At 57.3% G+C, this 26617-nt stretch carries 15 protein-coding genes and 3 pseudogenes; 8 read left to right on the forward strand and 10 right to left on the reverse strand.

Annotation, left to right across the window (positions count from 1 at the left end):
- Window positions 1-28: 28 nt before the first annotated feature.
- Complete coding sequence (locus tag HK24_RS00005) at window positions 29-325, reverse strand: hypothetical protein (protein WP_369826496.1); 297 nt, start codon at window positions 323-325, stop codon at window positions 29-31.
- A 322-nt stretch (window positions 326-647) separates the two neighbouring features.
- A pseudogene (locus HK24_RS14015) lies at window positions 648-1405 on the reverse strand (type II toxin-antitoxin system HipA family toxin).
- A gap of 239 nt (window positions 1406-1644) precedes the next feature.
- On the opposite strand from HK24_RS14015, the gene HK24_RS00015 reads away from it, so the two are divergent.
- The 4 genes from HK24_RS00015 (at window position 1645) to HK24_RS00030 (ending at window position 9734) form a co-directional block, all read left to right on the forward strand.
- Window positions 1645-3801 (forward strand): glycosyltransferase, encoded by a 2157-nt coding sequence (locus HK24_RS00015; RefSeq protein ID WP_086632816.1) that lies wholly within the window; start codon window positions 1645-1647, stop codon window positions 3799-3801.
- Window positions 3802-3922: 121 nt separating this feature from the next.
- Window positions 3923-5140 carry an HAD-IIIA family hydrolase gene (locus HK24_RS13745; protein WP_143412270.1) on the forward strand — a complete coding sequence of 406 codons (1218 nt, stop codon included), beginning with the start codon at window positions 3923-3925 and terminating at the stop codon, window positions 5138-5140.
- Window positions 5137-6225, forward strand: coding sequence for a dehydrogenase (locus tag HK24_RS00025; protein WP_086632818.1), 1089 nt, complete (start codon window positions 5137-5139; stop codon window positions 6223-6225). Before HK24_RS13745 ends, HK24_RS00025 begins: the two co-directional genes overlap by 4 nt.
- Complete coding sequence (locus tag HK24_RS00030; protein WP_086632819.1) at window positions 6213-9734, forward strand: glycosyltransferase; 3522 nt, start codon at window positions 6213-6215, stop codon at window positions 9732-9734. Before HK24_RS00025 ends, HK24_RS00030 begins: the two co-directional genes overlap by 13 nt.
- Window positions 9735-10003: 269 nt before the next feature.
- On the opposite strand, the gene HK24_RS00035 is transcribed toward HK24_RS00030, so the two are convergent.
- The 4 genes and pseudogenes from HK24_RS00035 to HK24_RS00050 form a co-directional block, all read right to left on the reverse strand.
- Window positions 10004-11215, reverse strand: a complete 1212-nt coding sequence (locus HK24_RS00035; RefSeq protein WP_086632820.1) for an AGE family epimerase/isomerase — start codon at window positions 11213-11215, stop codon at window positions 10004-10006.
- A 196-nt stretch (window positions 11216-11411) separates the two neighbouring features.
- The gene (locus HK24_RS00040) at window positions 11412-14585 is read right to left on the reverse strand and encodes an error-prone DNA polymerase (RefSeq protein ID WP_086632821.1); all 3174 of its coding nucleotides are present in this window, start codon (window positions 14583-14585) and stop codon (window positions 11412-11414) included.
- Window positions 14582-16012: pseudogene (locus HK24_RS00045) on the reverse strand (Y-family DNA polymerase). The gene HK24_RS00040 and the pseudogene HK24_RS00045 overlap by 4 nt, the downstream one beginning before the upstream one ends.
- A gap of 7 nt (window positions 16013-16019) precedes the next feature.
- A complete protein-coding gene (locus tag HK24_RS00050) occupies window positions 16020-16814 on the reverse strand; it encodes an ImuA family protein (protein WP_086632822.1) in 795 nt (264 codons plus the stop codon).
- 234 nt (window positions 16815-17048) lie between these two features.
- Between HK24_RS00050 and HK24_RS13750 the strand changes: the two genes are divergently transcribed.
- Window positions 17049-17159 (forward strand): UvrD-helicase domain-containing protein, encoded by a 111-nt coding sequence (locus HK24_RS13750; RefSeq protein WP_233125906.1) that lies wholly within the window; start codon window positions 17049-17051, stop codon window positions 17157-17159.
- A gap of 1091 nt (window positions 17160-18250) precedes the next feature.
- A pseudogene (locus HK24_RS13755) lies at window positions 18251-18340 on the forward strand (SOS response-associated peptidase); the annotation flags it as partial.
- A 614-nt stretch (window positions 18341-18954) separates the two neighbouring features.
- Here the strand turns inward: HK24_RS13755 and HK24_RS00060 are convergent.
- Complete coding sequence (locus tag HK24_RS00060; protein WP_086632823.1) at window positions 18955-19815, reverse strand: aldo/keto reductase; 861 nt, start codon at window positions 19813-19815, stop codon at window positions 18955-18957.
- A 24-nt stretch (window positions 19816-19839) separates the two neighbouring features.
- The gene (locus tag HK24_RS00065; RefSeq protein ID WP_086632824.1) at window positions 19840-20823 is read right to left on the reverse strand and encodes an aldo/keto reductase; all 984 of its coding nucleotides are present in this window, start codon (window positions 20821-20823) and stop codon (window positions 19840-19842) included.
- A 149-nt stretch (window positions 20824-20972) separates the two neighbouring features.
- On the opposite strand from HK24_RS00065, the gene HK24_RS00070 reads away from it, so the two are divergent.
- On the forward strand, window positions 20973-21866 hold the full coding sequence (locus tag HK24_RS00070; RefSeq protein WP_086632825.1) for a LysR family transcriptional regulator: 894 nt from the start codon (window positions 20973-20975) through the stop codon (window positions 21864-21866).
- 219 nt (window positions 21867-22085) lie between these two features.
- On the opposite strand, the gene HK24_RS00075 is transcribed toward HK24_RS00070, so the two are convergent.
- Complete coding sequence (locus HK24_RS00075) at window positions 22086-25391, reverse strand: Hint domain-containing protein (protein ID WP_086632826.1); 3306 nt, start codon at window positions 25389-25391, stop codon at window positions 22086-22088.
- A 129-nt stretch (window positions 25392-25520) separates the two neighbouring features.
- Complete coding sequence (locus tag HK24_RS00080; protein ID WP_086632827.1) at window positions 25521-26168, reverse strand: LexA family transcriptional regulator; 648 nt, start codon at window positions 26166-26168, stop codon at window positions 25521-25523.
- 196 nt (window positions 26169-26364) lie between these two features.
- Here HK24_RS00080 and HK24_RS00085 point away from each other — a divergent pair, with 196 nt between their 5' ends.
- Window positions 26365-26616 (forward strand): hypothetical protein, encoded by a 252-nt coding sequence (locus tag HK24_RS00085; protein WP_062274372.1) that lies wholly within the window; start codon window positions 26365-26367, stop codon window positions 26614-26616.
- The last annotated feature ends 1 nt before the right edge of the window (window position 26617 follow it).

Raw genomic sequence — 26617 nt, forward strand, 5'->3', positions numbered from 1 at the left:
CGTCTATCAAATCGCCAAAAGCCAGAAATTACGGGCCAAGCACATCAATCAAGGGTTCTTCGATCCCTCCACGTTCGAACAGTTCCCTGAAGGTGATCTGATTTTTCTGGCTCGTGGGTGGCTCAAGCTGCCCGACATGCGCTTTGGCCCGGACGTCCATGAGCCAGCGCCGTGCAAGGCTGGCGGTCGCGAAGGTCTCGCGATGGCGCTTGCCATCGACCACTTTTCGGGCCTGATACTGGCCCGGCCCACGATACCACACCCCTTTGGGTAAGGGCTTTCCGGTAACCGGATCCTTGCTGGTCTCTTTGGGGGCTTTGCTCATCGTCGATCGGTCCTTTCCCAGTTTGGCTCGGGATTGGCTCAAAAATCAACGGTTTTCAGATTAACCTGCTGCAAGTCCTTGAAAAACTTGGTGTCCCATAGGGGATTCGAACCCCTGTTGCCGCCGTGAGAGGGCGATAAGTGTAGGCTAAATGGCTGGGTTTTTCCGTTTAAATTGTTGATAATAGGGAATTTAATATCACTGACTGTCACTGGATACAACTAGATATCATATCAGGGTGGGCCCAAAACGGGCCCAAAAAGTTACCGCCCTGACTGGTTATCCAACGCTGCATCTGTGGAGCAGCAGGGGAGATATCTGATCACAGGGCCAGTGCCTGTCTGAGATCGTTATGCTCGAATGCGCTCGCCATACGCTGGATCTCCGCTGACCGGGCGCCGACTTCTCTGGCGGTCTCCCGCCATGTCGCGGTGACCGTCGCCATATCCTTGATGACGGCGCGTGCCTGCGGCAGCGTAAGAGCGAAGAATTCCGATGCCGCCTCGAACAGATCGACCGAGCATGTGCCCTCATCAAGATCAATGTTTGTGGTCAGGACCCGTGCCTTGAGATCGGTCGGAACAGGATTTAGGTCGTAGGCTGGAGAAAGCGACCATCCGGCCTTTCCCTGCCACAGGAAACCATGATTGCGCAGATGATCATCGACATTCGAGATCAGAACATTAAAAACCACGCGCCGATAAAGGGCGTGGTCGTCCGTCTTTCCCTGAGCACCGTATCTTGCAAGGGCTCCGAGTAACTCCCACGTTCCCCGTCTCTGGCGCCCATCATTGCCATTGCGGATAGGAACGGAATGCGGGTGGCGCTGTCACGGTCGAAACGCTGTGAGAGAAGAACCGCTTTGCCGGCGACATGGATCAGTTTGTGTCGTGGGGTCGCAATGCCAGCCTGCCCGGCCAGTCGCAAGGCGATCTCCTCCCAGGTTTCCATGCTGTAGTCGTCAGTCTCTTTGGGAAACTTGGCGATGGAGAGATGGCCGCTCAGGTCGATGACCGAGGCTTTGGGCCGTGCGCCACATACGATCCGCTCAAAACGCAGGTCAAAAGTGACCCAAAGCACCGTCAATCAAATCCTCAAAAGCCAGAAATCACCAGCCAAGCACATCAACAAATGGTTTCTCGATCCCTCTATTTGAATTTGTGGCGATTATTTGCTGTTTCGGACGGATTGTCTGACTCTTAAAAGATTGTGTGACGAAAAATCTGCAAACGTGACTGCACGCGGTGGTCTGAAAGTGTTAGTCTCTCACAAACCCTGATCTCCGTTCCTGTGCCCAATTTCTGAGAAACCGTTCTGCTATGCCGATTTCGACCGAGAATGCTGCTGACATCGTTCGGCTATTTCGTACTGGTCTTGGAAGAAGACCAGAGCCCGCTGCTCTCGCTCACTTTGCTTCTCTACTGGAAGACGGGGCGGCATTTCATGACGTGGCTCATATCATCGCAGGATCGCCAGAATTTCGGCAACTTCACGGTGACGAAGACATCTGCGACGTCCGATATATATCTTTCCTGTACCATAACGGGTTGGGTCGGACACCTGATCCGCAGGGAGAGGCTGCTCTGATGGAGGCCCCGAACCGGGGCGATGGGCTGGTGATTGTTGCCGGATCGGAGGAGGCGCGTGTTCGGGCCGATCTCTATGCGCAGCTTTATCCAGAAGGTGCGTCGCCGCAAGACGACATGGCCTACAAAGCTTGGCTGCTGCGTTATGACCGACTGTTGCCTACCGATCAGTTGGCCATCGGACGGCATATCGATCGGGGGATGACCTCGCGGCCGACATTTTCTCTGATGGTGCAGGTCAGCGATTATCGGCTGGATCTTTTGGAGGAAACAGTCGCTTCCCTGGAAGCGCAGATCTATACCGACTGGACGCTGATCGTGGTCTATTCTGAGAACCTGCGGCCCGGTATTCGCGCGCATCTTAAAGAGATTATGCGACGTGTGCCTGGCCTCGTCGGCGTGGAAGTTTCGCCCCATCAGCAGGTTGAAGGTCGCTGGCGGAGCGCAATGGCGGCAGCGACGGGCAGTTTTTGTGCCTTTCTGGAGCCCGGGGACCAGCTTTCCCGAACGGCGCTTTACGAATTCGCGGTAGCTATCGCTAGTCGGCCTGATCTGGTGCTTCTGTATTGTGACGAGGATCGTTTGGGCAGTGACGGGCAGCGCTGTCACCCTTCTTTCAAGACGGGCTGGAGCCGGGATCTCGCTTATGCGGGAGATGTGATCGGGCAGCTTGCGGTGTTTAGCCGGGCGCGGATCACGGCTGTGGGTGGAGCCCGTGACGACGGGGGTAGCTTTACGCGCTATGAACTGTTGCTGCGCGTGACGGATAATGTGCCGGAGGCCCGTATCCATCATCTGCCGCGGATTCTGTTCCATCGTGGGCGGACGCCGGGTCTGCCTCTGATGTTCCCGCTGGTGCGGGCTACGCGGCAGTATCCTGAAATGCGAGACGTGGTCCTGCGGCATTTTAGGAAAAGCCATCCGGATTTCGATCTTGAGGATGTTTATATCGGTGGCAATGTCTGGCCGCGGATCGTCTATCCGATGCTGGCAACGCCGCTTGTCTCGATCATCATTCCCACGCGGGACAAGTTCAAGTTGCTCGAGCGGTGCGTCTCCAGTCTTCTGACGCTGACGGAGTATCAGTATTTCGAGGTTCTGATCGCCGATAATGGTAGCACTACCTCCGAAATGCTCGATCTCCTGCGACGTCTGGGACGTGATCCGCGCGTGAGGGTGCAGCGCCTTGCGATGCCCTTCAACTGGTCTGCCCTCAACAACACGATGGTCGGTCTGGCAAAGGGCGACATGCTGCTCTTCCTCAATGACGATACACAAGTTCTTGAGGAAGGCTGGCTGACGGAAATGGTGTCACTGGCGCAGCAGCCCGGCGTCGGCGTGGTTGGGGCGCGGCTCTCCTATCCTGACGGGACTGTGCAGCACGGGGGCGTTGTTCTGACGGAACGCGGGCCCAAACATATCATGCGCAGCGCGGCGGAGGATAATCCTGGTTATTTGGGTCAGCTTGTCCTGACGCGGGACCTGATGGCCGTGACGGGAGCTTGTATGCTTGTACCCCGTCCAGTTTTCGAGCAGATCGGCAGTTTTGACGAGACATTCCCCCTGACATGCAATGACATTGATTTCTGTCTGCGCGTCCGGGACGCCGGGTTGCGGGTCATCTGGACGCCGCATGCGACGCTGATGCACGAGGATGGCGGTACGCGCGGCCGGGACGGGACCGCGCGTAGTCTGTTCAATGCCTGCGTGGATGTCGGACGGTTGCTTGAACGGTGGGAGCAGATCATGCTCGATGATCCATTTCTGAATGCTAATCTCGAGGCAACGGACTACGCCCTGCAACTGGCCACACCACCCCGTGCGCCAAAGCCCTGGCGACGGCTGGGCCGCCGGCAGAAGGCATCCACGCCGCGTACCGCGCTATCCTAAAGGATTGTCCCGTTTTCTCTGCGGTCATCCGCCTTGAGTTGATCCGTTCTGTCCTGAAAAGATCAAAGATGTTCTGTCCTGCTGTTTCCGTTTTCCGTTCCGTTGCGGAGTATCCTTGCCCGTGAGTGATGTGACCGTGCGTCAGTGTGCCATTCTGGTGGGGGGGCTTGGTACGCGTCTGGGCGCATTGACCCGCGCCCTGCCCAAGCCGCTCATGCCCTGTGGCGACCGGCCTTTTCTGGCGTGGCTGATGCGGGAAATGCAGCGTTTTGGTGTGGAGGATTTTGTTCTGCTAGCAGGATATCTATCGGTCGAGATTGAGCAGGCCGTGGAACAGATCCGGTCTTTTCTGCCGAAGCCAGCGAAGATCACTATCAGCGTGGAGCCGTTCCGCGCGGGAACGGGGGGCGCGCTGTATCATGCCCGCGCGCATCTTCAGGGCCGTTTCCTGCTCTGTAACGGGGATTCCCTGTTTTCCTGCAATCTGTCGCGGTTCCTGTCGCGGGCGCGGCAGGGGAACTGGATGCTGCTGCGCGCAGTCGAGGATCTGGACCGGTATGGGGAAGTCCGTCTGGCAGGAGATGGCGAACATGTTGCGTCTTTTCATCCGAAAGCCGAGCAGCCGGGGCAATCGGGGCTGATCAATAGTGGGATCTATTTGTTGGATCACACGGTCTTCGATCATCTGACGCCGGACTGTTCGCTGGAGCAGGACATTCTGCCCGCGCTAGCAGCGAGGACAGATCTGCGTGGCATGGAACTGACGGGATATTTCCGGGATATCGGTCTGCCGGACGATCTTGCGGCAGCGGGACATGAACTGCCCGCAGTGCTGCGGCGTCCGGCCGTGTTCCTGGATCGGGACGGCGTCATTAACCGTGACCATGGCTGGGTCGGGACGCGGGAGCGTTTCGAGTGGGAGCCGGGCGCTCTGGACGCTATCGGGCGGATGACGGAGCGCGGACACCATGTCTTCATTGTCACCAACCAGTCTGGCGTGGCGCGTGGACTGTATTCCGAGCACGATCTTCAGTCCCTGATGGGGTGGGTGATCGGCACGGCGCGCGCGCATGGGGGGACGATCGACGACTGGCGGTACTGCCCCATCCATCCCGAGGCCGTGGTGGAGCGGTATCGGGGGACCAGTCCTGACCGCAAGCCTGAACCGGGCATGATCCTTGACCTGTTGCGGCGGTGGGAGCTTGATCCGGAGCGCTGCGTGATGTTCGGAGACCAGCCCTCCGACATGCAGGCTGCCAGTGCGGCAGGTCTCGAAGGCGTTCGTGTGGGCCCCTCCGGTCTGGCTGACCTAATTTCCGAAAGAGAGGCGTTCCTGTGAACAGCGATCCTCATACACGCTCGTCCCGCACACGCCCGATTGCCGGGACGCGGAGTGCCGTTCGCGCACGGGTGCCGCTGCGTCTAGGGCTGGCTGGTGGCGGGACGGACCTCAGCCCGTACTGTGACGACTTCGGCGGGGCCGTCCTGAACACGACCATCGACCGGTACGCATATGCCTTCATCGAGCGATCGGCAGACGGGAATGTTCATTTCATCGCGCCCGATGTGGGCATCGATGAAGCGTTTGACCCGCGTGACATCAATGGCACCATCCCGGTCCATGCGAAGCTCAGGCTTCATGCCGGGGTTCTGGCCGGGATCAGCCGTCGTTTCTCAGTACAGGTTGAGCCATGGCGCATCACGTCTTTCGTGGATGCACCTCCCGGATCAGGGCTCGGGTCGTCTTCTGCGCTGGTCGTCGCTCTGGTGGAGGCTTTTGTAAGCCTGCTCCAGCTTCCGCTGGGCCCTTACGATGTGGCGCACTTGGCTTATGAGATCGAGCGGATTGATCTGGGGCTTCAGGGGGGCAAGCAGGATCAGTATGCCGGAACGTTCGGCGGAACGAACTTCATCGAGTTCCTAGCCCAAAACCAAGTAATCGTTAACCCGCTGAGGCTGTCCAGTCGTATCCGCAATGAGGTTGAAATGTCTCTGGTCATCGCTTTTACGGGCGTGTCTCGGGCATCCGCCGACATTATTGCCGAGCAGCGCAATGGTCTGCTCAAGGTTACGGAAGAGACCATGCGTAACATGCATCGCCTCAAACAGGACGCGCACGATATGAAGAATGCTCTTCTGCGCGGGGAAGTGGCGCATATGGCCGAGATCCTGAACAGGTCGTGGGAAGCGAAAAAGAACACGGCGCGGGGCATCTCCAATCCATTGATCGAAAAGCTCTATGGGCAGGCGATGGCGGATGGCGCAATCGGTGGGAAGGTCTCGGGCGCCGGTGGTGGTGGTTTCATGATGTTCCTAGTGCCGCCTGAGCGTCGGGTGCAGGTAATCCGCGGCCTGAATGGTGCGGGCGCGCAGGCTGGTGGCGTACATCTCGTGACGGAAGGAGCCGAAACATGGCTGAGCTGAAGCCGGTGACTGATGACAGCTCGTTCGCAGATGGCATGAGATGGCACGACGGGGAGCGGTCGGAGCGAGAGGAGCATCTGCCCATCAGGAAGCCTGCGGTCGAAAAGCATGTGCGTCTGCTCATCGAGAATCAGCTGGAGCAGGCGATGGGGCGTGTCTTCCAAGTGGAAGAGCGGAACCGCCATCTGGAACGTCTGTTCGCGCGCGAGCCGGTTTCAGAGCATGATGTCCAGTCCCTGACCCGCAGCAATACGGAACTGCGCAAGCAGCTTCAGCAGATCCAGTCGGAGCATCGGCTGCTGCTTCAATCCACCGCATGGCGCGTAGGGCGCAGGTTGCGGGATCTGGCGCAGCGGCATCCGGTCTTTGCCCGTCATGCGCGCCGTGCTGTAAAGCTCGCATACTGGACCCTTACGCTGCGTTTGTGGTCGCGGATCCAGGTTCGCCGGGGGGCCAGAAAAGGCATTGCCCTTCTTGCACAGTCGCCGTTGTTCGATACGGCTTGGTATTGCAGGCGTTACGCGGCAATGTTGCCACCAGGGACTGATCCGGTTTCACATTATTACTGGACAGGTGCAGCGCAGGGACTGGATCCGCATCCGCTGTTCAGCAGCAGCTGGTATACTGCTGCGCTGCCGGTTGAGGCGGCGATCAATCCGCTTGTCCATTACATTACCCATCAGGGCCGCAACCCACCCGATCCGCATCCCCTGTTCGATACGGACTTCTATCTGAAGCAGGTTGGAAAAATAGCGCCTGGACGTACACCGCTGGAAGATTTTCTGGCGCGTCCGCCTGGGTCTGCGATCAGGCCGAATGCTGTTTTCGATCCTGTGGCCTATGCCGAGGAATATGCCACCAGTGTGAAAGACGGAACCAATCCTCTAGCGCATTATGCCGCGGAAGGGGAAGCCGGCGGGTTCTGGCCGCATCCGCTGTTTGATCCGGCCTGGTACACGGCGCGACACCCGGCTGCCGTGGAGTTCGGAGCACTAGCGCATTATCTGCGGGAAAAAAAATGCGCAAAGGGCGTGGTCTGTTCCGAACATATGGAACAGCTGGGTGACAGCACGCTGTCCCTGCCGTTTGCGCTGTCCTTCCAGGAGGAGCATGATCCGGAAGTTTCGATCATCATTCCGGTCTATGGTCATTATTACGATACCTGGCGCTGCCTGGCGTCTGTCATGCTGCTGACGCGGAAAGTGCCGTATGAGGTCATTATTGCGGATGACCGTCCGTCTCGGCCGATTGCTTCCCTTCTGGGAGCGAGGGGTGCGGTACAGATCATCAATACTGAGAATCTTGGTTTTCTCGGTAACAGCAATACCGCCGCGCGACGGGCGCGGGGCCGCGAATTGATGTTCCTGAACAATGATACGACCGTCGGGTACAACTGGCTGGCCCCGATGCTGTCGGTCATGAAAGCCGACCCCTGTGTGGGCGTTGTGGGCTGCAAGCTTCTGAACGGTGATGGCACCGTGCAGGAGGGAGGTGGCATTATTTACGGAACTGGCTGGGGCGACCCGTTCGGGAAAAATGACCGGGCCGATCGTGGCTGCTACAATTACGTCCGTGAAGTGGATGTGGTGACGGGGGCCTGTTTCCTTGTCCGCCGCCATCTGTTTGAGAAAATGGGCGGGTTCGACGGCCGTTATGCTCCTGCGTTCTACGAAGAGTTCGATCTTGCCACCAGCATCCGGGATGCGGGATACCGGGTCGTGTATCAGCCTGCGAGCCGTGTCCGCCATCATGGTAGTGCCTCTTATGGCACGGAGACGCGCGACCGGCAGACTCTAAAGAACCACGCGACCTTCTGCCGCAAGTGGCAGACGCTTTTAGCGACGCAACCCGCGCCTGACACGTCCAGCTTCTTGAGTCGCGAACGGCCGTCTCCACGGGGCATTATCCTTGTCATTGATGACAAGGTGCCGGAATATGACAAACATGCCGGGGCGGTCACGTTGTTCCAGTACCTGCGCCTCATGAGGGAGCTGGGGCTGCGGGTGATCTATGCCCCGCAGGACGGTAAACCGCTGGAACCTTACACGTCTGCTCTCCAGCAGCTTGGCATCGAGGTCCTTCACGCGCCGGATCGACTGGACCGCTGGCTGAAGGCCTATGGGCTTTACGTCGATTTCATCTGGACGGCGCGGCCGGATGTGACATTCCCGATCCTGTCGCAGCTTCGGCGCCATACCGGTGCGCCAATTCTGTATTACACTCATGACCTGCATTACTTGCGGGAGATGCGCCGCTACGAATTAGAAGGCAGCATCTGGGCGCTTCAGGAATCCCAGCGGCTCAAGCCAATGGAACTGAAGATCTTTGATGTTGTGGACCACGTCCTGACACCAAGCAAGGAAGAAAAGCGCGATATCCTCCACGAGGTGCCGCACGCAAATGTCACAGTGGTACCGCCCTATCTGTTTGGCGACACGGATCTGACAGATGCGCCGGCCGATTTCGGAAGCCGCACGGATCTGATTTTCGTCGGGGGCTTTGACCATACGCCCAATGTGGACGCAGCGGTCTGGCTGTGTCAGGGGATTATGCCTCTGGTCTGGGAGAAGCATCCGGACAGCACCTTATGGATCGTCGGGAACGTGCCACCGCAGCCTGTACAGGCGCTGGCATCGGAGCGGGTAAAGGTAACGGGGTTCGTGCCGGAACTGGAGCCTTATTTTGAAAAGGCGCGCGTCTCAGTCAATCCGCTGCGTTATGGTGCCGGGGTTAAGGGTAAAATCGTCACATCCTTGCAGGCGGGTATTCCTGTTGTTACGACTACCTGCGGCAATGAGGGCATCCAGCTTGAGGATGGGAAGGAGGCACTGATTGCTGATGAGCCAGAGGATATCGCGCAGGCAGTCATCCGTCTTCTGGATGATGAAGCCCTGTGTCGGACGCTGATCCGCTCGGGTGCGGAGGTCGTGCGGACACGCTTTTCTGCCAGCCGGGCGCGGGAGATCCTGCGGAGTATTCTGGGAGATGCGCTGTGTCCTGTTTGTGGCAGCCGTCCGCGACAAGGGCGTCACGTAGAAGTCGACTGGCGCCTGGGACTGCACTGCACGAACTGTGGAGTGGATAATCTTGCAGCTGGTGTAGCGCAGGTCGTGGTGGCGCCGTGGCATCGACAGCGGGTCAACACGATACGCGAGGCGCTTCCATATTTACAGGATCTGCGGATTCACGAATTCGGAAGGGGTGACGCGTTTCACGCCGTGCTATCGGGACTGGGCGGATATACCTGTTCTGAAAAACCTATCGACAGGCTGCTTTATGAAGATAGCCTGATCGACCTGTTTCTCAATCCTGAGGGCCAAGTGCTGGATATGCCGACACTCCATCGTATTCTGAAGCCGAACGGCAAATATATCTGTGCGGTCCTCAAGCAGGCGAATGAGAAGGCACAGTCCCTGAGGGAAATTGGCTTTCAGGCTACAATTCATAACGTCGATATGTCCGACAGCGATGAGACTTCTCTGCAGATCATTGAAGCCATTCGGAATTGAGATGGGTTTCGTAAGGAAGCCATGAAAATAGGTTGGGCAAGCTGCTCTTTTCAGTACTAAAATCTGAAAGGGCAGCTTGCCCAGTCCGATATCGATCTGGAGCGACTGGTCTTCATTGACGAAACCTGAGTCTCCACGATTACGGGGCGGTACTATGATGATGTTAACTTCGCCTAGTTGATGTGCAGTTTCTGGAGCTTCGTACTAGACGGCTCACGACAGATGACATGCCCTTTACATTTCGAAAGCGGAATTTCCCCTTCCAGTCTTTAGGTGCGTTCAATTCGTTCATATTTTCCTTTAGATACTGATAACTGACGCGCTGCCCCATAGATATGATAGAGTGAGCTGGCGGGCATATAATCGACTAGAGGCGTACCTGCTTCGTCAAAACGATCAATCCAGCCGCCATTCAAATGGGCTGGAGTAAATCGTTTCAGGAATCTCTCTCCTAGGCTGTCTACGCAAATATCGTCCGCCATGCCGAGCTCCCGACGCTTACAAAGCAATCGTAGGAATTCAGTTTGTGGCCAGATCCGAACTGTTTTTTCAAAGAGAACACCGTCTTCTGTCATTGCATCAAACACAACGCCTGATTTCAAATCTATTCCATGACGGCAGGCAGACTGAAAAAAACTCTCTGCAACTTCTGAAAGGCCTGATTTGTCTTTATCTGGCGGTGAGACTAGACGTTCGTATTCGCTAAATAGCCAAGCCCACTCAAAAAGATGTCCAGGTTCAACGCGGTTGTGTGATGCAGCGTTTTCGGGTTTCCATGAAGAAATGAAGAACTCAAGTAGCATACCTGATCGATTATCGATCAGGTGGTTACGGGCCAGCGCAATGAGGTTGTGCAGCTTATCGAGATAATATTCGTCTCCTGTAACCTCGAAAAGCACCAGATAGGCTTCCAGAAGATGCATATGAGGGTTTTGTCGACGTAAGGAATCTGCAGGTGGTACAGTATCAATATAGCCTGCATCGGGTGCGGAAAATATTTGCTCGACTTCTGTGGCTGTCTGATAAGCGATTTTACGATATTTCTCTTCTCCAGTCAGCTGGATTGCCCAGCCGTAGGCAAAAAGAATAAAAGCATGCGCGTAAAGATCGCGTTGACGACCAGCAGGGCGTCCATCCGGCGCAAGCGAAAAGATCCATCCTATATCACCGTCTCTGCCTCGATATTGTTGCTCTATCGTATCTAGGCAGCGCAATGCCTGTACAGAAGCGTCGTAATATCCGTCGAGCGCGGCGCGGCAGTAAGTGGAAATCTGCCGTGCCTGAACCATTAGACGCAGCTCACTCATTTGGACAGGACATCCGTCCCAATCAAGTCGTTCATGGTATAGACCACGCGCTACGTCAAAGCCTGCATTGCTCCATAGAGGAAGCGCATGAGCTGTTAGCCATTCCTTCCAAACCGGCTGAGAGCGTGCTTTGCTTGCTTTTGGAGTAGAGAAGAGAGAGGCATCAACCGCCATGCATATATCCTTAAAAAATTGTTGAGTTTAGATAAAACTGAAGTGTAGAGGCATTGATAGCTCCGCCGCTTAAACACAGTTGCTAATCAGGCTTGGCTCGAACAGCTTGTGGCTATGGTGAGAGGGCATAGTTCGACCACGAGTTCATTAGGCGATGTCGCCAGATTCGTGCTATTTTGCTGCGTCACCTCGGGGGTCAGTGAAAATTACGCGATCTGACGACGATACGCTCATCGGCGGAAACGCTGTCATGGGGGCTCTCAGCAGAGGAGCGATTACCGATGTCTGCAAGCAACCCGGAAAGGTCGGTGATCTCCTTTGCGACCAGATGCACGACGTCACCTTCCTTCTGGAGCATGCCTGTCACCGCCAGCATGTGGCCGCCGAGCACCACGCGCCGGTTCGCATTGAACAGATCCGGCCAGATGATGACGTTCATGTTGGCCCTCTCATCCTTCAGCGTCACGAACACCACGCCTTCGGCGGAGCCCGGCCGCTGCCGGACCAGCACCAGTCCCGCTACGGTGAGACGCTTCCCATCCTTTGCCGCAAGCGCCTGCCGACAGGTGACTATGCCCCGTTCTCGCAGATCCCTGCGAAGAAATGTGAGGGGATGATCCCGTAGGCTCAGGCCAAGACGGTTGTAATCCCGCACCACCTCGGCCCCGTCACGCATGGGCTGGAGCAACACATCCGGCTCCTCCGTTTCTCGCGTTACTTCCGCGGCCGCAAACAAGGGCAATGGTTCGTCCCGTAAGGCCTTAATCGCCCATAGCGCCTCGCGCCGTGCCAGCCCGAGCGAGGGACGGAACGCATCAGCCTCAGCCAGATGGGTGAGGGCTGCCGCTTTGACGCCAGCCCGACGCCACAGGTCATCAACCGAGGTAAACGGACATGACGCTCGTGCGGCAACAATCCGGGCCGCATCGTCATTGGCCAGTCCCTTCACCAGGCTCATGCCCAGTCGCACGGCGAACATCCCGTCAGGTCTTTCTGGTCCTTCCAGCGTGCTGTTCCAGCGTGAGGCATTGACGCAAACGGGCCGGATTTTCACACCATGTTCCCGCGCATCGCGAACCAGTTGCGCTGGCGCGTAAAATCCCATCGGCTGGGAATTCAGGAGTGACGCAAGAAACACATCCGGATGGGTGCATTTCATCCACGATGACGAATAGGCCAGAATGGCGAAACTGGCTGCATGGCTCTCGGGAAACCCATAGGAACCGAAGCCTTCCAATTGCTGGTAGATCCGTTCTGCAAAATCCTCATCATAACCGTTGTCGCGCATGCCTTCGATGAGACGCGTCTGAAACTGCGAGACGGTACCGGTATTCTTGAACGTCGCCATGGCCCGACGTAACTGATCGGCCTCGGCGGCGGTAAACCCCGCACAGATCATGGCGACCTGCATCGCCTGCTCCTGAAACAGCGGGATGCCAAGCGTTTTGCTCAGAACCTTTTCCAGTTCGGGGGTGGGATAGTTTTCCGGCTCAATCCCTTCACGCCTGCGAAGATAGGGATGGACCATATCCCCCTGAATGGGGCCGGGACGCACGATCGCGACCTCGATGACGAGGTCATAAAACACACGCGGTTTGAGCCGTGGCAGCATGGACATCTGCGCCCGGCTCTCGATCTGGAACACACCGATCGTATCCGCCTTGCGGATCATGGCGTAGGTGCGGGGATCCTCAGCCGGAATGCTCTGAAGCGTGAAATGCTGGCCCTTGTGGTCTGCTAGCAGATCCAGCCCCTTTTTCATGCAGGTCAGCATGCCCAGAGCTAGAATATCCACCTTCATGAATTTCAGGACGTCGATATCGTCCTTGTCCCATTCGATGATCTGGCGGGCCTCCATTGAGGCAGGCTCGATGGGCACCAGTTCATCCAGCCGGTCATGTGTCAGCACAAAACCACCGGGATGCTGCGACAGATGGCGGGGCACGCCAATCAGGCATCGAGCCAGATTCAGCGTCAGGCGGATGCGCCGATCGGACAGATCAACGCCGCTATCATTCAGGGCGTCATCGTCCAGCTTACGTCCCCAGCCATGAATCTGGCCCGAGAGGGTTCGGATCAGATCCTCCGGCAACCCCATAACCTTGCCGACATCCCGCAAAGCCCCTTTGGCGCGATAGCGGATCACCACCGCGGTCAGAGCTGCGCGGTTACGGCCATAATGCTCATAGACCCACTGGATAACCTGCTCGCGGCGGGCATGCTCGAAATCCACATCAATATCCGGCGGCTCGTCCCGTTCTTCAGAGACGAAGCGCTCGAACAGTAGCGAGTTACGGGCCGGATCAATGGCGGTGATACCCAGCACGTAACAGACTGCAGAATTGGCAGCCGACCCACGACCTTGGCAGAGAATGTCCTGACTACGGGCATAGCGGACGATGCTGTTCACCGTGAGGAAATAGGGCGCGTATTTCATGCGCCCGATCAGGGCGAGTTCATGGTGCAGGCTTTTGCGGACTTCGTCCGGCACCCCTTCGGGATAAGTGCGGTCTGCCGCCTCCCATGTTAGCGCTTCCAACGCCTGCTGGGGCGTCTGACCGGGCACGGACACTTCATCGGGATACTGGTAGGCCAGATCATCAAGCGAGAAACGGCAGCGCTCCACGATCTGCATGGTACGGGTCACGGCTTCAGGGTAACGGCCGAACAGCCGGGCCATCTCCTGCGGTGGCTTGAGATAACGGTCGGCATGACGTTCGCGGATGAACCCGGCCTCGTCAATGGTGGTATTGTGCCGGATGCAGGTCACGACATCCTGCAGGATGCGCCGGTCATGAGTATGGAACAGCACGTCATTGGTCACAACGGTTGGCACCCGTGCCTGATGTGCCAGGTTCGACAGTTCATACAACCGCATCTGGTCATTCGGGCGGCGTAGGAGGGTGAGCGCCATGTAGGCGCGGTGGGCAAAGGCGTCTTTCAGCTTGCGCAGATGCAGGGCGCAAGCATCGTCTGCCGTGTCGGGGATCAGGACAACGATCAGGCCTTCACCCCAGGCGACGAGATCCTCCCAGAGAAGATGACATTTCCCTTTTCCGGCTCGCTCCTTGCCTAGGCTGAGCAGGCGGCAAAGGCGGCCATAGGCAGCCCGGTCCATCGGGTAGACCAGCACGGGCGGGAAATCCGCCAGATCGAGACGGCATCCCACAACAAGGCGGAGTCCGACCTCTTTTGCCGCGACATGGGCCTGCACTATCCCGGCCAGAGAATTGCGGTCACAGATGCTCAGCGCCTCGATGCCAAGCGCCTTTGCTTGTGCGAATAGTTCGATGGGGGAGGAAGCCCCGCGCAGGAACGAGAAATAGGTCGTGATCTGCAGTTCGGCATAACGCTGCGCCGAGGTGCTCATCCAAAAATCCCGTGCAGAAACCAGCCCTGCGAGCCGGTCTCGCCGTGCTCACCATCACCGGCACGGTAAAGCCAGAACCGTTCGCCACGGGTGTCCTCCACCCGGAAGTAATCGCGGGCGATGGTCAGCTCGGCGTCATTTTTCCACCACTCGCCAAAGACCCGCTCAGGCCCGTCAGCGCATTTCACTTTCCGCCGCACGCCCCGCTAGATGAAGAACAGCGGTGGCTGATCCGGCAACTCCGCTATGGCCTGCACCGGTTCCGGTCGTGCCAGCAGCCGGGTGGGTCGAGGCCAGTGCTCCGGCCAGTTCTTTGTCTCCTCGGGGGCTAGGGCAGGCACTCGGCGGAAGGAGCGTTCGGGCAGATCGCTTTCCACGGGGGCAAAGCGATACAGCGCCTGCATGCCGACACGGTTGGCCAGTGTGTCGATGAGGTCGGACACATCGGTCTCTTCCTCTGCAATCAGGGAGGAGACCGTCTGCCGCCGGTCCATGGGCTCCGCCAGGGACGCGATCAACACCATTCGCTCGATGCCGAAACCCGGATTGATCGTTTCGATTTTCTCGCATAGCAGCCGCGTCAGGCCCTTCACATCGCGTACCGGCATGGCGGTCGCCACGCGGATAGCCTCGGTGCAGCTATCTACCCGATGCAGCAGCAGGTCGAGACGGCGCACGCCCTGCCCACGTTCGTCCAGACTCTGGCAGAGCAGCGGCACCAGCTTGCCAATATATTTGGTGATGGTCTCGGCCGCGCCGATGGGTTCGGCGAAATTCCGGCTGACCTCGACCGGATCCACCTGGCGGACTGGCACGATGGCTTCCCCCATGCGTCCAAAAGCCTGATCCAGCCTGCGGGCCACCTCTGGGCCGAAACGCAGCGCCAGCGGTGCGCGGGGCATGGCGGCCAGTGATCCGATGCGAGATACGCCCAGCGTGGCCAGACCTTCAATGATAGGGGAGGGCAGACGGAGAGCTTCAACGAGCAGATCAGCCAGAGCAGAGGTCGTTTTATCTGAAGGGACAGCCGCAATCGCTAACCGGCCATAGCGAGCCAATGCGTGGGCCGCCCCCCAGGTGTCCGCGACTACGGCCCGAGCGCAAAAACCGGCTCCTACCATGCGGTGGACCATATCCTTGAGCATGGGAAGTTCGCCACCATGCAGGTGATCGGCCCCGGTCGTGTCCAGAACCAGGCCGTCCGGCGCATCGGCGGCCACGATGGGCGCGATCCGGTGCTGGAACCACAGGGCAAGTTTTTCCAGCCCTAGCCGGTCGCCTTCGGGATCGGCGTCCATCAGCACCAGATCGGGAAACAGCGCCTGAGCCTTGGCCACCGGTATGCCGGGGCGCAGCCCCAGCTTGCGGGCGGCAAGATCGACCGACAGGACAACTCGTCGCCGTCCTTCCCGTCCGACAAGAGCCAACGGCGTTTCAGGCGCGGGCGCGTCTGGTCCAAGTCGTTTCCTGATCCGATCGGTCGGCCAAAGCGGCAGGTAAAGAGAGACGATCCGCGACCGGGATACAGGGGGCGAGCCTTCCTTTGGCGTCACAGGCCTCCACTTCAAAATCGGCACATTCACCCGCCCGGGCACGGATCAGTTCCAGTAGCCAGCGAGGGCGGCCCACTCCGGGCACCGGCAGCGGTCCGGATGGCAGGACGGACACCCGCCATCGGGTCACACTGGCAGTCGGTTGGCCGAAATCCGCCGCATCCGTCTGCCGTCGCCAGCGCCGGATGGCGATGCCAAGCGAACCAGAGGTTTCAGCCGCCAGTTGCAGGCGGCGTGAGGCGGTCATGGACAGACGAGCGACTTCGGCAACCACGGCCCCAAGGCCACCATGCCGCAGCCCTTCCTCGAAGCAGGCCAGCACATCGACATCCGAACTGGCCTCGACAAAAATGGTCCGCCGTGCTGACAGCCCGACCTGTTTCAGGGAGGGAACGAATATGTCCTGACGTGTGACAATCCAGAGCACCTTGCCGCGCGTGCGGGCTGCAATCCCGGCGCAGAACTGACCGGCGGCCGCACTGTGCAGGGCGTCGTTGCCTCCGCCCGCCACCTCGTGCAACGCGCCCAGTGCCAGACCGCCGCCCGGCAGTCGGCCGTCGATCTCGCGCACACCAAAGGGCAGCACCGAGCGGCGTCGGTCGCTGTGCCCTTCGAGACGGCTGATCGCGGCCCGTAGCGTCTCCAGACCGGGTTTTTTATGGGTTTCAGCAGTCATGTCACGGCTCGACGGTCCTTGTGCAGGCAAATTTCCTGATCATATGTTCCTGATTTGTTCTAATCTTGCTAAGCAAGTCAATGCAAATTCTCTCCGTATCCGGCATGCTGGTTAGCGATGTCGGTTCAGTATCGTTGATGAAAGTGCGCTAATGAATTAAATCCAGAACCTTGTCCCGCTTCGGGCAGCGACGATTATCTGTCCCGTCTGAATGACGCGCAGCGGCAGGTCGTCATGCATGGGACCGGGGTCTCGGCAGGTGGAGCAGATTCATCGCCGATCCTGGTCATCGCTGGGGCTGGTTCGGGCAAGACGAACACGCTCGCACACCGGGTGCGCATCTGATCGCCTCAGGGGCTGATCCGCGCCGCATCCTGCTGCTGACCTTCTCCCGGCGTGCCAATGTTGAGATGACACGGCGTGTCGAGCGCATCTTCAAAACCGTGCTGGGCGACAAAGCCGGACCTCTAGCTGACGCGTTGGTGTGGTCTGGGACGTCCACTTCACAGATGGGCCAGAGGAAATCGCCTTCGGTATGAGCTTTCATGACCGTCATTCTGGGAATGTAACTGCCCTATCTGCGGGGCAATTTGATGTTGATTCAAAACAAACTTATCCACAGGGCAAAAAGGCCCCAAAAACCCCTATTTTTGACCCCTTTTTGTTTCGATTTGTAAACTCTAACCCGTTGATTTAACACAATACTCAAAAACACCCTTTGGGATAAAATCCCAAAATGGCCTTAAATTATAACAGTGTTATGTTTTTGTGGTACTAGGGGCACACCGAAAAATGCGGTACTACGGCAACACGGATAAAATCCCACACAATTCGCCCCTCTTGGCGTCATAACACCCCTTCATTGCCGACAACCTCATCACACAGAGCGCCAACAAGCCTCAGGCTCTCCCCTGCACTGGGCCTGCCACCACAAACAGCCTCAGACACTCCCAGCCTCAAAAAAATGGCATCTCCGACCGCATATAAACATTCCACCCCCCCTAGATTCCCCTATTTACCGGCAACTCTTTCCCAAATGACACCTGGCACCAACATCTCTCCCCCTTTTGACCTACTTTCCCCTGCTTGGAAGGCACGCTACCTCAATTTCATACGCACCCTTCGGATGCATATGAAATCGCTACGCTTTTTCTCTTTTTTTCTTTCCTCTATCGCTGAATAAATTCGGCTCCCTTTTCGATTCGATCGCGTAACACGCCACACCACCCCAAAAATTGCGGGGGAGGGAAAATGGCACTTGCCCTGTATTTCATGTCAAAAAACATGAAAAAAATACCTAAAATCGCACCCCCCCCCCTGTTTGTTGCATCTCGACAGAAGCGGTTGAAATTTGCTCCAAAAACGGACTTATCCACAGCCTGGAGATGCAGGAATTGCAGTCGCTCTCAGGTCTAATTCAGACCGTTTATTGCTGCGGCGAGCTACTGGCTTTCTTTGCAGGGATATGGTGCGGGTGGATGTCGGTGCGGAAACTGGCTGGTGGAGAGACGACGGATGACCTGTGCTGATTTCTGACCACCGAGGCTGGCTGTCAGATGGGGTGAACGACCGCTCAAGCTGAAACCTGCCGTACGGCGGGGGAGGAACCGATCCAGCAGCGAAGCGTCTCCAATGCGGTCGTTAGACCGGCCCACCCAAATCTCGGCAGAGTTAGCCAAGTCATAATCCTTTGCCGTCCCTTCAGCGTAATGCGATCGTCTGGTCAGTCCGCATTCTCCTCGTCGGATTAAGGCCGATGGCACGCCGTCATTGTGAGTTCGTCTCTGTAAGTTTCCGTATAGGCTATTCTCTCTTTGCAGATAGAGATATCAGCACGGCACCACGCTACGCCGCATGCCATCATGTCGTAGGACATTCAGGGACCTGTTGACGATGTCCGCAGTCGGAACGGCACTCTATGGGTTTGAACATCCATTATGTAGGCGTCTGCTGCCTGTCCGCTCTATGTTCCTTGAGCGGACAGGCAGTTCAGGGAGGTAAACAGAATGTCCGGTTATGAGCGAAATTGTCGATACTCGGACATTCCCTTTAACTCGTATGGATCGAAAAAACATTCACTTGATTTGAATAAGATCCGCAACAATCTCAATTCACACAGACACCCCTGAGAAGATACTTCTCACCTTAAATTTCTTGTCCCCAGCCATCTGACTTTCTCCGGATCGCGGTGATCGAAGAAACTGCTGGCTTTCTGATCAAGCGTGGTAATCGCCTCCACATCAGCATCGTCCAACGTAAAGTCGAAGATAGCAAAATTTTCGGCCATACGATCTTTACGAACTGACTTGGGGATCGCGACAATCCCGCGCTGGTTCAACCAACGCAGCACAACCTGAGCGATGGTCTTGCCATGCTTCTGCGCAATTGACTGAAGCAGATCATTCGAGAACAGCCCGTTTCGTCCCTCTGCAAACGGTCCCCAAGCTTCCGCCTGAACATCGTATTGCTTCAGGATTTTCAGCGCATCGTCCTGCTGATGAAAAGGATGGAGCTCAATCTGATTGATCGCTGGTGTGATTTCGTTGTGCAGCACGAAATCTACCAGTCGGTCAGGATAGAAGTTGCTGACGCCGATCGCCCGGATACGGCCCGCACGATACAGTTCTTCCATTGCGCGCCATGCCCCATAGACGTCCCCGTATGGTTGATGGATCAACCAAAGATCGAGATAGTCTGTCTGGAGTTTGTTCAACGAGCGCTCAAAAGCAGCCTTGGCTCCCTCATAGCTCGCATCTTCAATCCAGAGTTTGGTAGTGACGAATAAATCGCTGCGGTCGATCCCGTGGTTGCGGATCGCATGTCCGACTGCTTCCTCGTTGCCATAGGATGTTGCTGTGTCCAGAAGCCGATAGCCGACATCAATGGCGTCCCGAACACTTTGCTCACATTCGGCAGGATCAGGGACCTGGAATACACCAAAACCAAGAGACGGCATCTGAACGCCATTGTTTAGCATGACTGCAGGCGGGGTGAGTGTCATGATTATTCTTTCCGAGACTGTGGCTTAGCGATTGATCAGGTTCTGATATGAGGCAGGATAACGGTCCCCTTGCAGGGTGATACCGTTGAGCGCCTGTTCAATTCGGGTCAGATCATCAACCGTTAGACTGACATCAGCCCCTCCCAGATTTTCTTCGAGACGATCAAGCTTCGTCGTACCGGGAATGGGAACAATCCACGGCTTCTGGGCCAGAAGCCACGCCAATGCGATCTGTGCAGGCGTGCAGAATTTTTCAAATGCAATGGCTTTGACAAGATCAACAAGGGCCTGGTTCGCGGCCAGTGCATCAGCCTGAAACCGGGGAACAGAGCTTCGGAAATCATCTTTGGCGAACACGACCTTTGGATCGAGTTTTCCAGTCAGAAACCCTTTGCCAAGAGGCGCAAATGGCACGAAGCCGATACCCAGGTCTTCAAGAAGCGGTAGAATTTCCAGTTCAGGTTCGCGCCAGAACATCGAATATTCACTCTGGAGAGCTGCAACAGGCTGTACGGCATGTGCACGACGGATTGCATCCGCCCCGGCTTCAGACATGCCAAAATGCTTGACCTTCCCCGCTGCGATAAGGTCTTTCACCGTTCCGGCAACCTCTTCGACCGGCACATTTGGATCGACGCGATGCTGGTACAAGAGATCAATTCTGTCAGTCCGCAGGCGCTTCAGGGCTTCATCCGCAACCTGTCGAATACGCTCCGGCCGACTATCCAACCCCTGTGCTGGCACGCCGTTTACGAAACCAAACTTGGTGGCAATCACCACCTGATTGCGAACCGGCTCTAGTGCCTCCCCAACGACTTCTTCATTAATGCCTGGTCCATAAGCTTCGGCAGTATCGAAGAAAGTGACCCCACGCCTATATGCTGCGCGGATCAGGGCAATAGCATCCTTGCGATCGGTGGCAGGGCCATAGCCATAGCTCAGGCCCATGCAGCCGAACCCAAGCGCTGATACTTCCAGACCACTCTGGCCTAACAGACGTTTCTGCATGTTTCTTGATCCCGCGTGTTTATCCTTGGGCGTCTGCCAAGGCTCTGAACACGCCAATCATAAGCCCAGACTCATCAATCGATTAGACAAGGTAAATTTCTTGGGTCTATGACTTTTAGTTATGAAACCTGTGAGAAAGCCTGAGCATAATGCGGCGTGAAGATCTTGGAAGTCTGGCTATGTTCATGGCAGTTGCTGATGAAGGCAGTTTTACCAAGGCCGCAGGCAAGCTTGGCATTTCACAATCTGCGCTCAGTCATTCTCTTCGGCGGCTCGAAGCCAGATTGGGCCTCCGGCTCCTTACACGTACAACCAGGAGTGTCGCACCTACATTGGCTGGTGAGCGCCTTATAGAAACACTACGTCCTGCCCTTGAGGAGATTGATCAGAAGCTTGCCGCACTGACCGAGTTGCGGGATCGCCCTGCTGGCACTGTTCGGATCACGACAAGTTCTCACGCGGCGCGCGCAGTGCTCTGGCCAGCTATTGATCGTCTCACAGCCGAAAATCCTGACATCAACGTGGAAGTCAATATCGAAGGCGGCCTCGTCGACATCGTGGCTGAGCGATATGACGCGGGAATAAGGCTTGGAGAAAGACTGGAGCAGGACATGATTGCGGTGCCAATCAGCCCACGCCTTCGGATGGCTGCTGTGGCCTCGCCATTGTACCTGAACGGAAAGACTATCCCAGAAACGCCTTACGATCTGGCTCACCATAACTGCATCAATCTGCGCTTGCCGACTTCTGGCGGATTATATTCTTGGGAGTTTGAGCGCGATGGCAAAGAGATCCGGGTTAAAACGCAAGGACAACTTGTGTTCAACGATATCAATCTGATTGTAGAAGCCGCGCTGACCGGGCACGGTATTGCTTTCATGCTTGAGGATCATGTCAAAGATCACCTTTCTTCCGGAGCTTTGATGCAAATTCTTGAAGAGTGGTGTGAGCCATTCGATGGCTATTATCTATATTACCCAAGCAGGCGTCAGCCTTCTCCAGCGTTCACCCTTGTTCTGGACGCTTTGCGTTACAAGGGATGAATAAGCTTTGTCAGAGACGACAGTCCCACGTTCCCTCTGTCGCGCTCCGCGTAACAATGTCCGCTTTCGGGCAACCACTATAAACGCTCAAATGACCGAAATGAGGGCGATTGCCGCCTGTCTGCTCTGTTTCCGCTGAGGCAACAGGAGGCATTCGCCTACTTCCTGGTCTGGAAGACAATATTCCGTTTGCCTCGCAAAAAGCCGACCATAGACCGGTTACCCGGCCTGACGTTTACGTGTCGTACCTCCAGCGATCCTTCCGAATACGTCGACAATTCTCGCATGATCATGTCGCTCTCGAATAAAGTGACACCCAGCCCGAACCATTCTGGCGTGCGTCGTTGAGTCATCATGCAAGCTGACGATCAGCGCAGCCAGTGCTTCAGCGGTTTCTCCTGTCGCGTCAGCAAAATCTTTGGGCAGTTCCATTCCCTCGGACGCAATTGGTGTCATCACACACGGAACCCCAGTGGCCATACTGTCCAGAACCTTACCCTTCACACCCGCTCCAAAGCGGAGTGGGGCGATGCTGAGACGGACCTTGTCGAACAGAACGCCGCAGTCAGGAACATGGCCGATCACCTCAATGCGGGGCGCTGCGAGCCGACGAATTCTATCAGGCACGTCTGCGCCTGCAATGACACAGTGGATATCCGGTCGTTGTTGCCAGACGAGCGGCATGATTTCTTCAGCCAACCAGAATGCGGCATCACTGTTTGGCGCATGACTGAAATTACCAAGAAAGAGAACCCCCTGACGGGCATCAAACGATGGTATTCGTTTTCTAACTGCCACCTCCCAGGGAACGACATGGACTTCGACGCCCGCCACATCACGCCTGAGGATCGCGGCCTCCACGGTTGAATGGGTCAGAACGGCATCGGCCTGACGGGCGGCGGCGTATTCGGCATCCCGGATATGACGTGCCCTCGCCATCAGTTCCGGCCGTTCCTCGACTGCCGCCTGTCGCGCAATTCTCATATGGTGCAGGTCGGCGACGGCGTAGATCACCCGTGCGTGTGACTGGTGCTGGCGAACAAGCGGCAGATAGCGCGTCGCAATAGACTGTCGGTGCAGATAGATTAGGTCGAAACTCTGTGCCTGCCGTCGCAGCAGGTCTTCGACCGAACTATAAAAAGGCGCCGCACATATATCGATATTTTTCATGGGTGGCGTTGACGCGTTTCCCATTTCATCTGCTGCCACGAACGAGATCTCATAGCCAAGCGCCTGAAGGGCGCTCATATGCGACAGAATGGCGCACGAACCGGCGTCACGCCGGGCATCCGGCATGCGACTGTCGATGACAAGCGCTGTTGGAGCACGGTTTGCCGGAAGCGCCAAGCCCCGACGGGAACGTTCACGCTGTGTCGAGCTCCGGATGCGTCCCGACTGATGGTCGGCATGGCTCTGTTTCAGGCGCTCCATCTGCGCGGCCAGAAAGGACAGGGCTCGATTTTGAACCTCTGAATCCTGCACGGAACCAATCGCCCTGCGAACAGCCTCTTCCAGGTCGGGTTCGAACCGGTCAGCTGGCTCCATTACGATCGGTTGCCCCAGTACGGCTCCTGTGCGCTCATTGCGGATCTCAATGATCTGGCGCGTCAATGGTGACAGGGGTGGGGCAAAGAGAAGATCGAACCCACACCGTTCCGGCCCTGCACTGGCGTCGGCCACATCGGGACGGCGCCCGTTGGCAATGCTTCGTTCTACAATCGTCCCGTTCACCACGACCTGTATGGCGACTGACTCTCCGGGCTGTGCAGGATCACGAATCCAGCCGCAGACCCGGTCGCGGGAAACGCTATCGATATAGCCGCACATCGTGGCTGACGACGCGGGCACTGCCGACCGCGCGATGATATGGTGGCCGCTCGTCTGTTGGTCCAGAATCCATGGCGTATGGCCAAGAAAGTTCCGTGACGTGCCGGGATCATCTGCCTGCGCGATTTCGATGACATGCCTCATGTCTGGGGTGAAACCACCCGGCACGACGAAACAGAAACCACAGTCCGCGCCGACATCAGGACGAGGGCAATCGGCCACGACTTCCCCGATGGCAATGCCATTATCAAATAGGGACAGACGCACCGGTTCCGGAGAGTGCGGGTTTCTGGCCCAGCCCCTGATGATCGTTCGTGTTACCTCGTCGAGATAGCCTTCGACGATGCCGCCTGAGGCTGGAGTTGGTGCGATCCCGGCTTCGGCATTCAGGCGTGTGCGGATGGCTTCAAGAACGGGGCCTTCTTCAATCCGGGGCGCGCAGTAGATTGCCGGAATTGGCGCTGTATCCGGATAGAGTTTTTTGAACTCGGCGGCATTGTGAAACATGTTCCGGCTGTCATCATCGACAAAACTCTCCGAAGGCGCCCCTTCAGCCAGAAGTATATCGTGCGTTTCGAGTTCAATGTGGAAATAGGTGACCTGATCGATGCTCTCCGCCTGAAGAATGCTGATCCCGTTGATGAGACAGATTGCCGGTATGAGCACGCCCTCCAGGGCCATCGCATGCAACGGGGAGACGGAGAGATCCCGTCGCGGCAGACCATCGCCCAAGGCTCCCGCCCGGATTATAACGGGCAGGACGTTCCGGTTGCCCCTGACAAACGGGTCAGAATACGAACGATGCCCGATCCAGCGGATGGGGCGCAGGGTACCCGAGGCCGTCCGCACCCGATCGCCGATGGCGAGATCTTCCACCATGATCTCGCCCCGTTCAGTCGCGATCAACGTGCCCCGGCAGAAGCAGGGCGTGCCGTCATCCGGCTCCAGAGTGGCGACGGTGCCTCCCGATCCGTCGTCGCTCAGGACGAAATGCTCCCCGGCATAATTTCCTTCGATGGAGACCGAACGTGAAACGCCGCCTTCGGTCACTGTCAGGACCGGATCGCCTTCAAGTGTTGCACTGCCATCTGACTGGAAGGCCATGCCGCTGAAATCGATACTGCCGCCGTTCTGGATCGTTACGCCTCCTGCAGATGATATATCTGCGGCGTTGATTGTGCCGCCACTGGCGACCGTTACGCTCTCGATCACACCACCCTCGCCGGGGCGGATGCCAAACGTGCCGCCGGGGCCGACGGTCAGGTTTTTGACGACCCCGGTGGAATCTACTTCGATGCCACCGCCATTGCTCACGGTGACATTGTCCGCGAGAGCGGCGATCTCGATATACCCGCTATCGGTGACCAGAACATTGTTGATGGAGCCGCTGTTGACGATGCCCCAGCCCTGATTTTCGACAGTCAGATCGGTAATCGTGCCGCCGTCGACTTCGAAATAACCGTTTTCATCCCAGTCGCCGGTGACCGTCACGCCGGAGGCAACGCCGCCGGCATCAACGGTCAGATCGCCCTTGTCGAGCACTGTATTAACGGCCAGTCCGCCGTCTTCGACAAAGAGTTCACCGCCATCGCCCAACTCGGTTTCCGTCCACACGGCACCATTACCGATAGAGACATCCGAGTTGACCAGATGGACGCCTGACGAGGACGACGACGTGATATCCGCAGAATCCGACATGATGGCGCTCCTGAGCATGGCCGCGTAGTAGGCGGCTTTTGTCAGGATGTTATATGCGATATTTCGCAATAACAAGCGGATAATTTACTATTTATACGAACGAGTTTCCGTTGAGTTCTGCACCAGAGTTCAACCGCGCGGCAATCCTCCCGACCAGACGACTTCGCCCACGACATCCAGTCCTGCGGCCTCTGCGGTCTGAAGTTCCTGCGGCGGATAGCGATCGTTGTCCGCGAGAGCCCGGATTCCACCTCCCAATCGGCGCTCCAGGCGGCGCAGCAGAATGTCACCCTCAACCCGCAGCGCGAAGATGGCGCCGCCCTGAACCGAGCGGGCGCTGGTATCCACGATGACGAGATCGCCTTCCTGCAAGGTCGGCGCCATCGCGTCCCCCGAAACACTGACGAGACGGAGCATTGCCGGGTCACGCGGGAGTGCTGCTTCCAGCCAGGATTTGCCAACGCGCAGACCTTCGTCCGGCTGAGGCGACAGCCAGGGGATTACGACCTGATGACCGCCACGAACTGGAGCCGATGATTCACCATCCGCGTCGAGACCAGCTCCCACACCAAAGGCCAACCAGTCCAGCGAGACGCCGCAGGCGCGGGCGAGAGACGCTACGGCGGAGAGTTTCATCTCACTGCCATTCATGTAATCCCGCAGCGTCGTGTAGGGCACGCCGGCCGCCTTGGCCGCGTGCGTGATGCCGATGCTCTGGGCGGCCTGTCGGAGGCGCTCGCCACGCTCGCGCAGCAGGCGGATCTGGTCATCAGACATGCGACGGCGCCTGGCTCGAGAACGGACGGTCACAGGCAATCTCTCTTCCGGTGTGTGGAAAAGCGACTCCTACGCGAAAACGCGCTTGTATGTATATGCGAATATGCGTATCTATTTGCATCGTAGTGTGAAGCGGGTCTCCGTTGATCCTGGGCCCAATCTCGCATGAACCACGTGTTCTGTCGAAGGGTTTGTCATGACCGATGAGGTTCGTTCGCTGTCTCCCGTTCCGTTCGGCGATCCAAGGCTGGAGGAACTGCATGCCGGACTGCATGACGTCATCCGCCTGATGGAACTGGAGCATCATCTTCTGCGAGGTCGCCTCGATACGCTGAAGGCCGATAGTGAAGGCGCCCAGCTTCTTGAGGGCATCATCGTGCTGGGCGGTGTCCTGAACCGGAAACTGACGCATCTGCTGGGTCTGTGTCGTGACGTGGGAGGGCTGTGAC

The sequence above is a fragment of the Gluconobacter sp. DsW_058 genome, from assembly GCF_002153615.1.
In the GTDB taxonomy this organism is placed as follows: Bacteria; Pseudomonadota; Alphaproteobacteria; order Acetobacterales; family Acetobacteraceae; genus Gluconobacter; species Gluconobacter cerinus.

Excerpts from the sequence above, each read along its gene's own strand:
- HK24_RS00060 (WP_086632823.1), bottom strand. The coding sequence starts at position 19,815 with ATGACACTCACCCCGCCTGCAGTCATGCTAAACAATGGCGTTCAGATG.
- HK24_RS00035 (WP_086632820.1), bottom strand. The coding sequence starts at position 11,215 with ATGGCGGTTGATGCCTCTCTCTTCTCTACTCCAAAAGCAAGCAAAGCA.
- HK24_RS00005 (WP_369826496.1), bottom strand. The coding sequence starts at position 325 with ATGAGCAAAGCCCCCAAAGAGACCAGCAAGGATCCGGTTACCGGAAAG.
- HK24_RS00030 (WP_086632819.1), top strand. The coding sequence starts at position 6,213 with ATGGCTGAGCTGAAGCCGGTGACTGATGACAGCTCGTTCGCAGATGGC.
- HK24_RS00075 (WP_086632826.1), bottom strand. The coding sequence starts at position 25,391 with ATGTCGGATTCTGCGGATATCACGTCGTCGTCCTCGTCAGGCGTCCAT.
- HK24_RS13750 (WP_233125906.1), top strand. The coding sequence starts at position 17,049 with ATGCATGGGACCGGGGTCTCGGCAGGTGGAGCAGATTCATCGCCGATC.
- HK24_RS00070 (WP_086632825.1), top strand. The coding sequence starts at position 20,973 with ATGCGGCGTGAAGATCTTGGAAGTCTGGCTATGTTCATGGCAGTTGCT.
- HK24_RS00065 (WP_086632824.1), bottom strand. The coding sequence starts at position 20,823 with ATGCAGAAACGTCTGTTAGGCCAGAGTGGTCTGGAAGTATCAGCGCTT.
- HK24_RS00015 (WP_086632816.1), top strand. The coding sequence starts at position 1,645 with ATGCCGATTTCGACCGAGAATGCTGCTGACATCGTTCGGCTATTTCGT.
- HK24_RS00080 (WP_086632827.1), bottom strand. The coding sequence starts at position 26,168 with ATGTCTGATGACCAGATCCGCCTGCTGCGCGAGCGTGGCGAGCGCCTC.
- HK24_RS00040 (WP_086632821.1), bottom strand. The coding sequence starts at position 14,585 with ATGAGCACCTCGGCGCAGCGTTATGCCGAACTGCAGATCACGACCTAT.
- HK24_RS00085 (WP_062274372.1), top strand. The coding sequence starts at position 26,365 with ATGACCGATGAGGTTCGTTCGCTGTCTCCCGTTCCGTTCGGCGATCCA.
- HK24_RS00050 (WP_086632822.1), bottom strand. The coding sequence starts at position 16,814 with ATGACTGCTGAAACCCATAAAAAACCCGGTCTGGAGACGCTACGGGCC.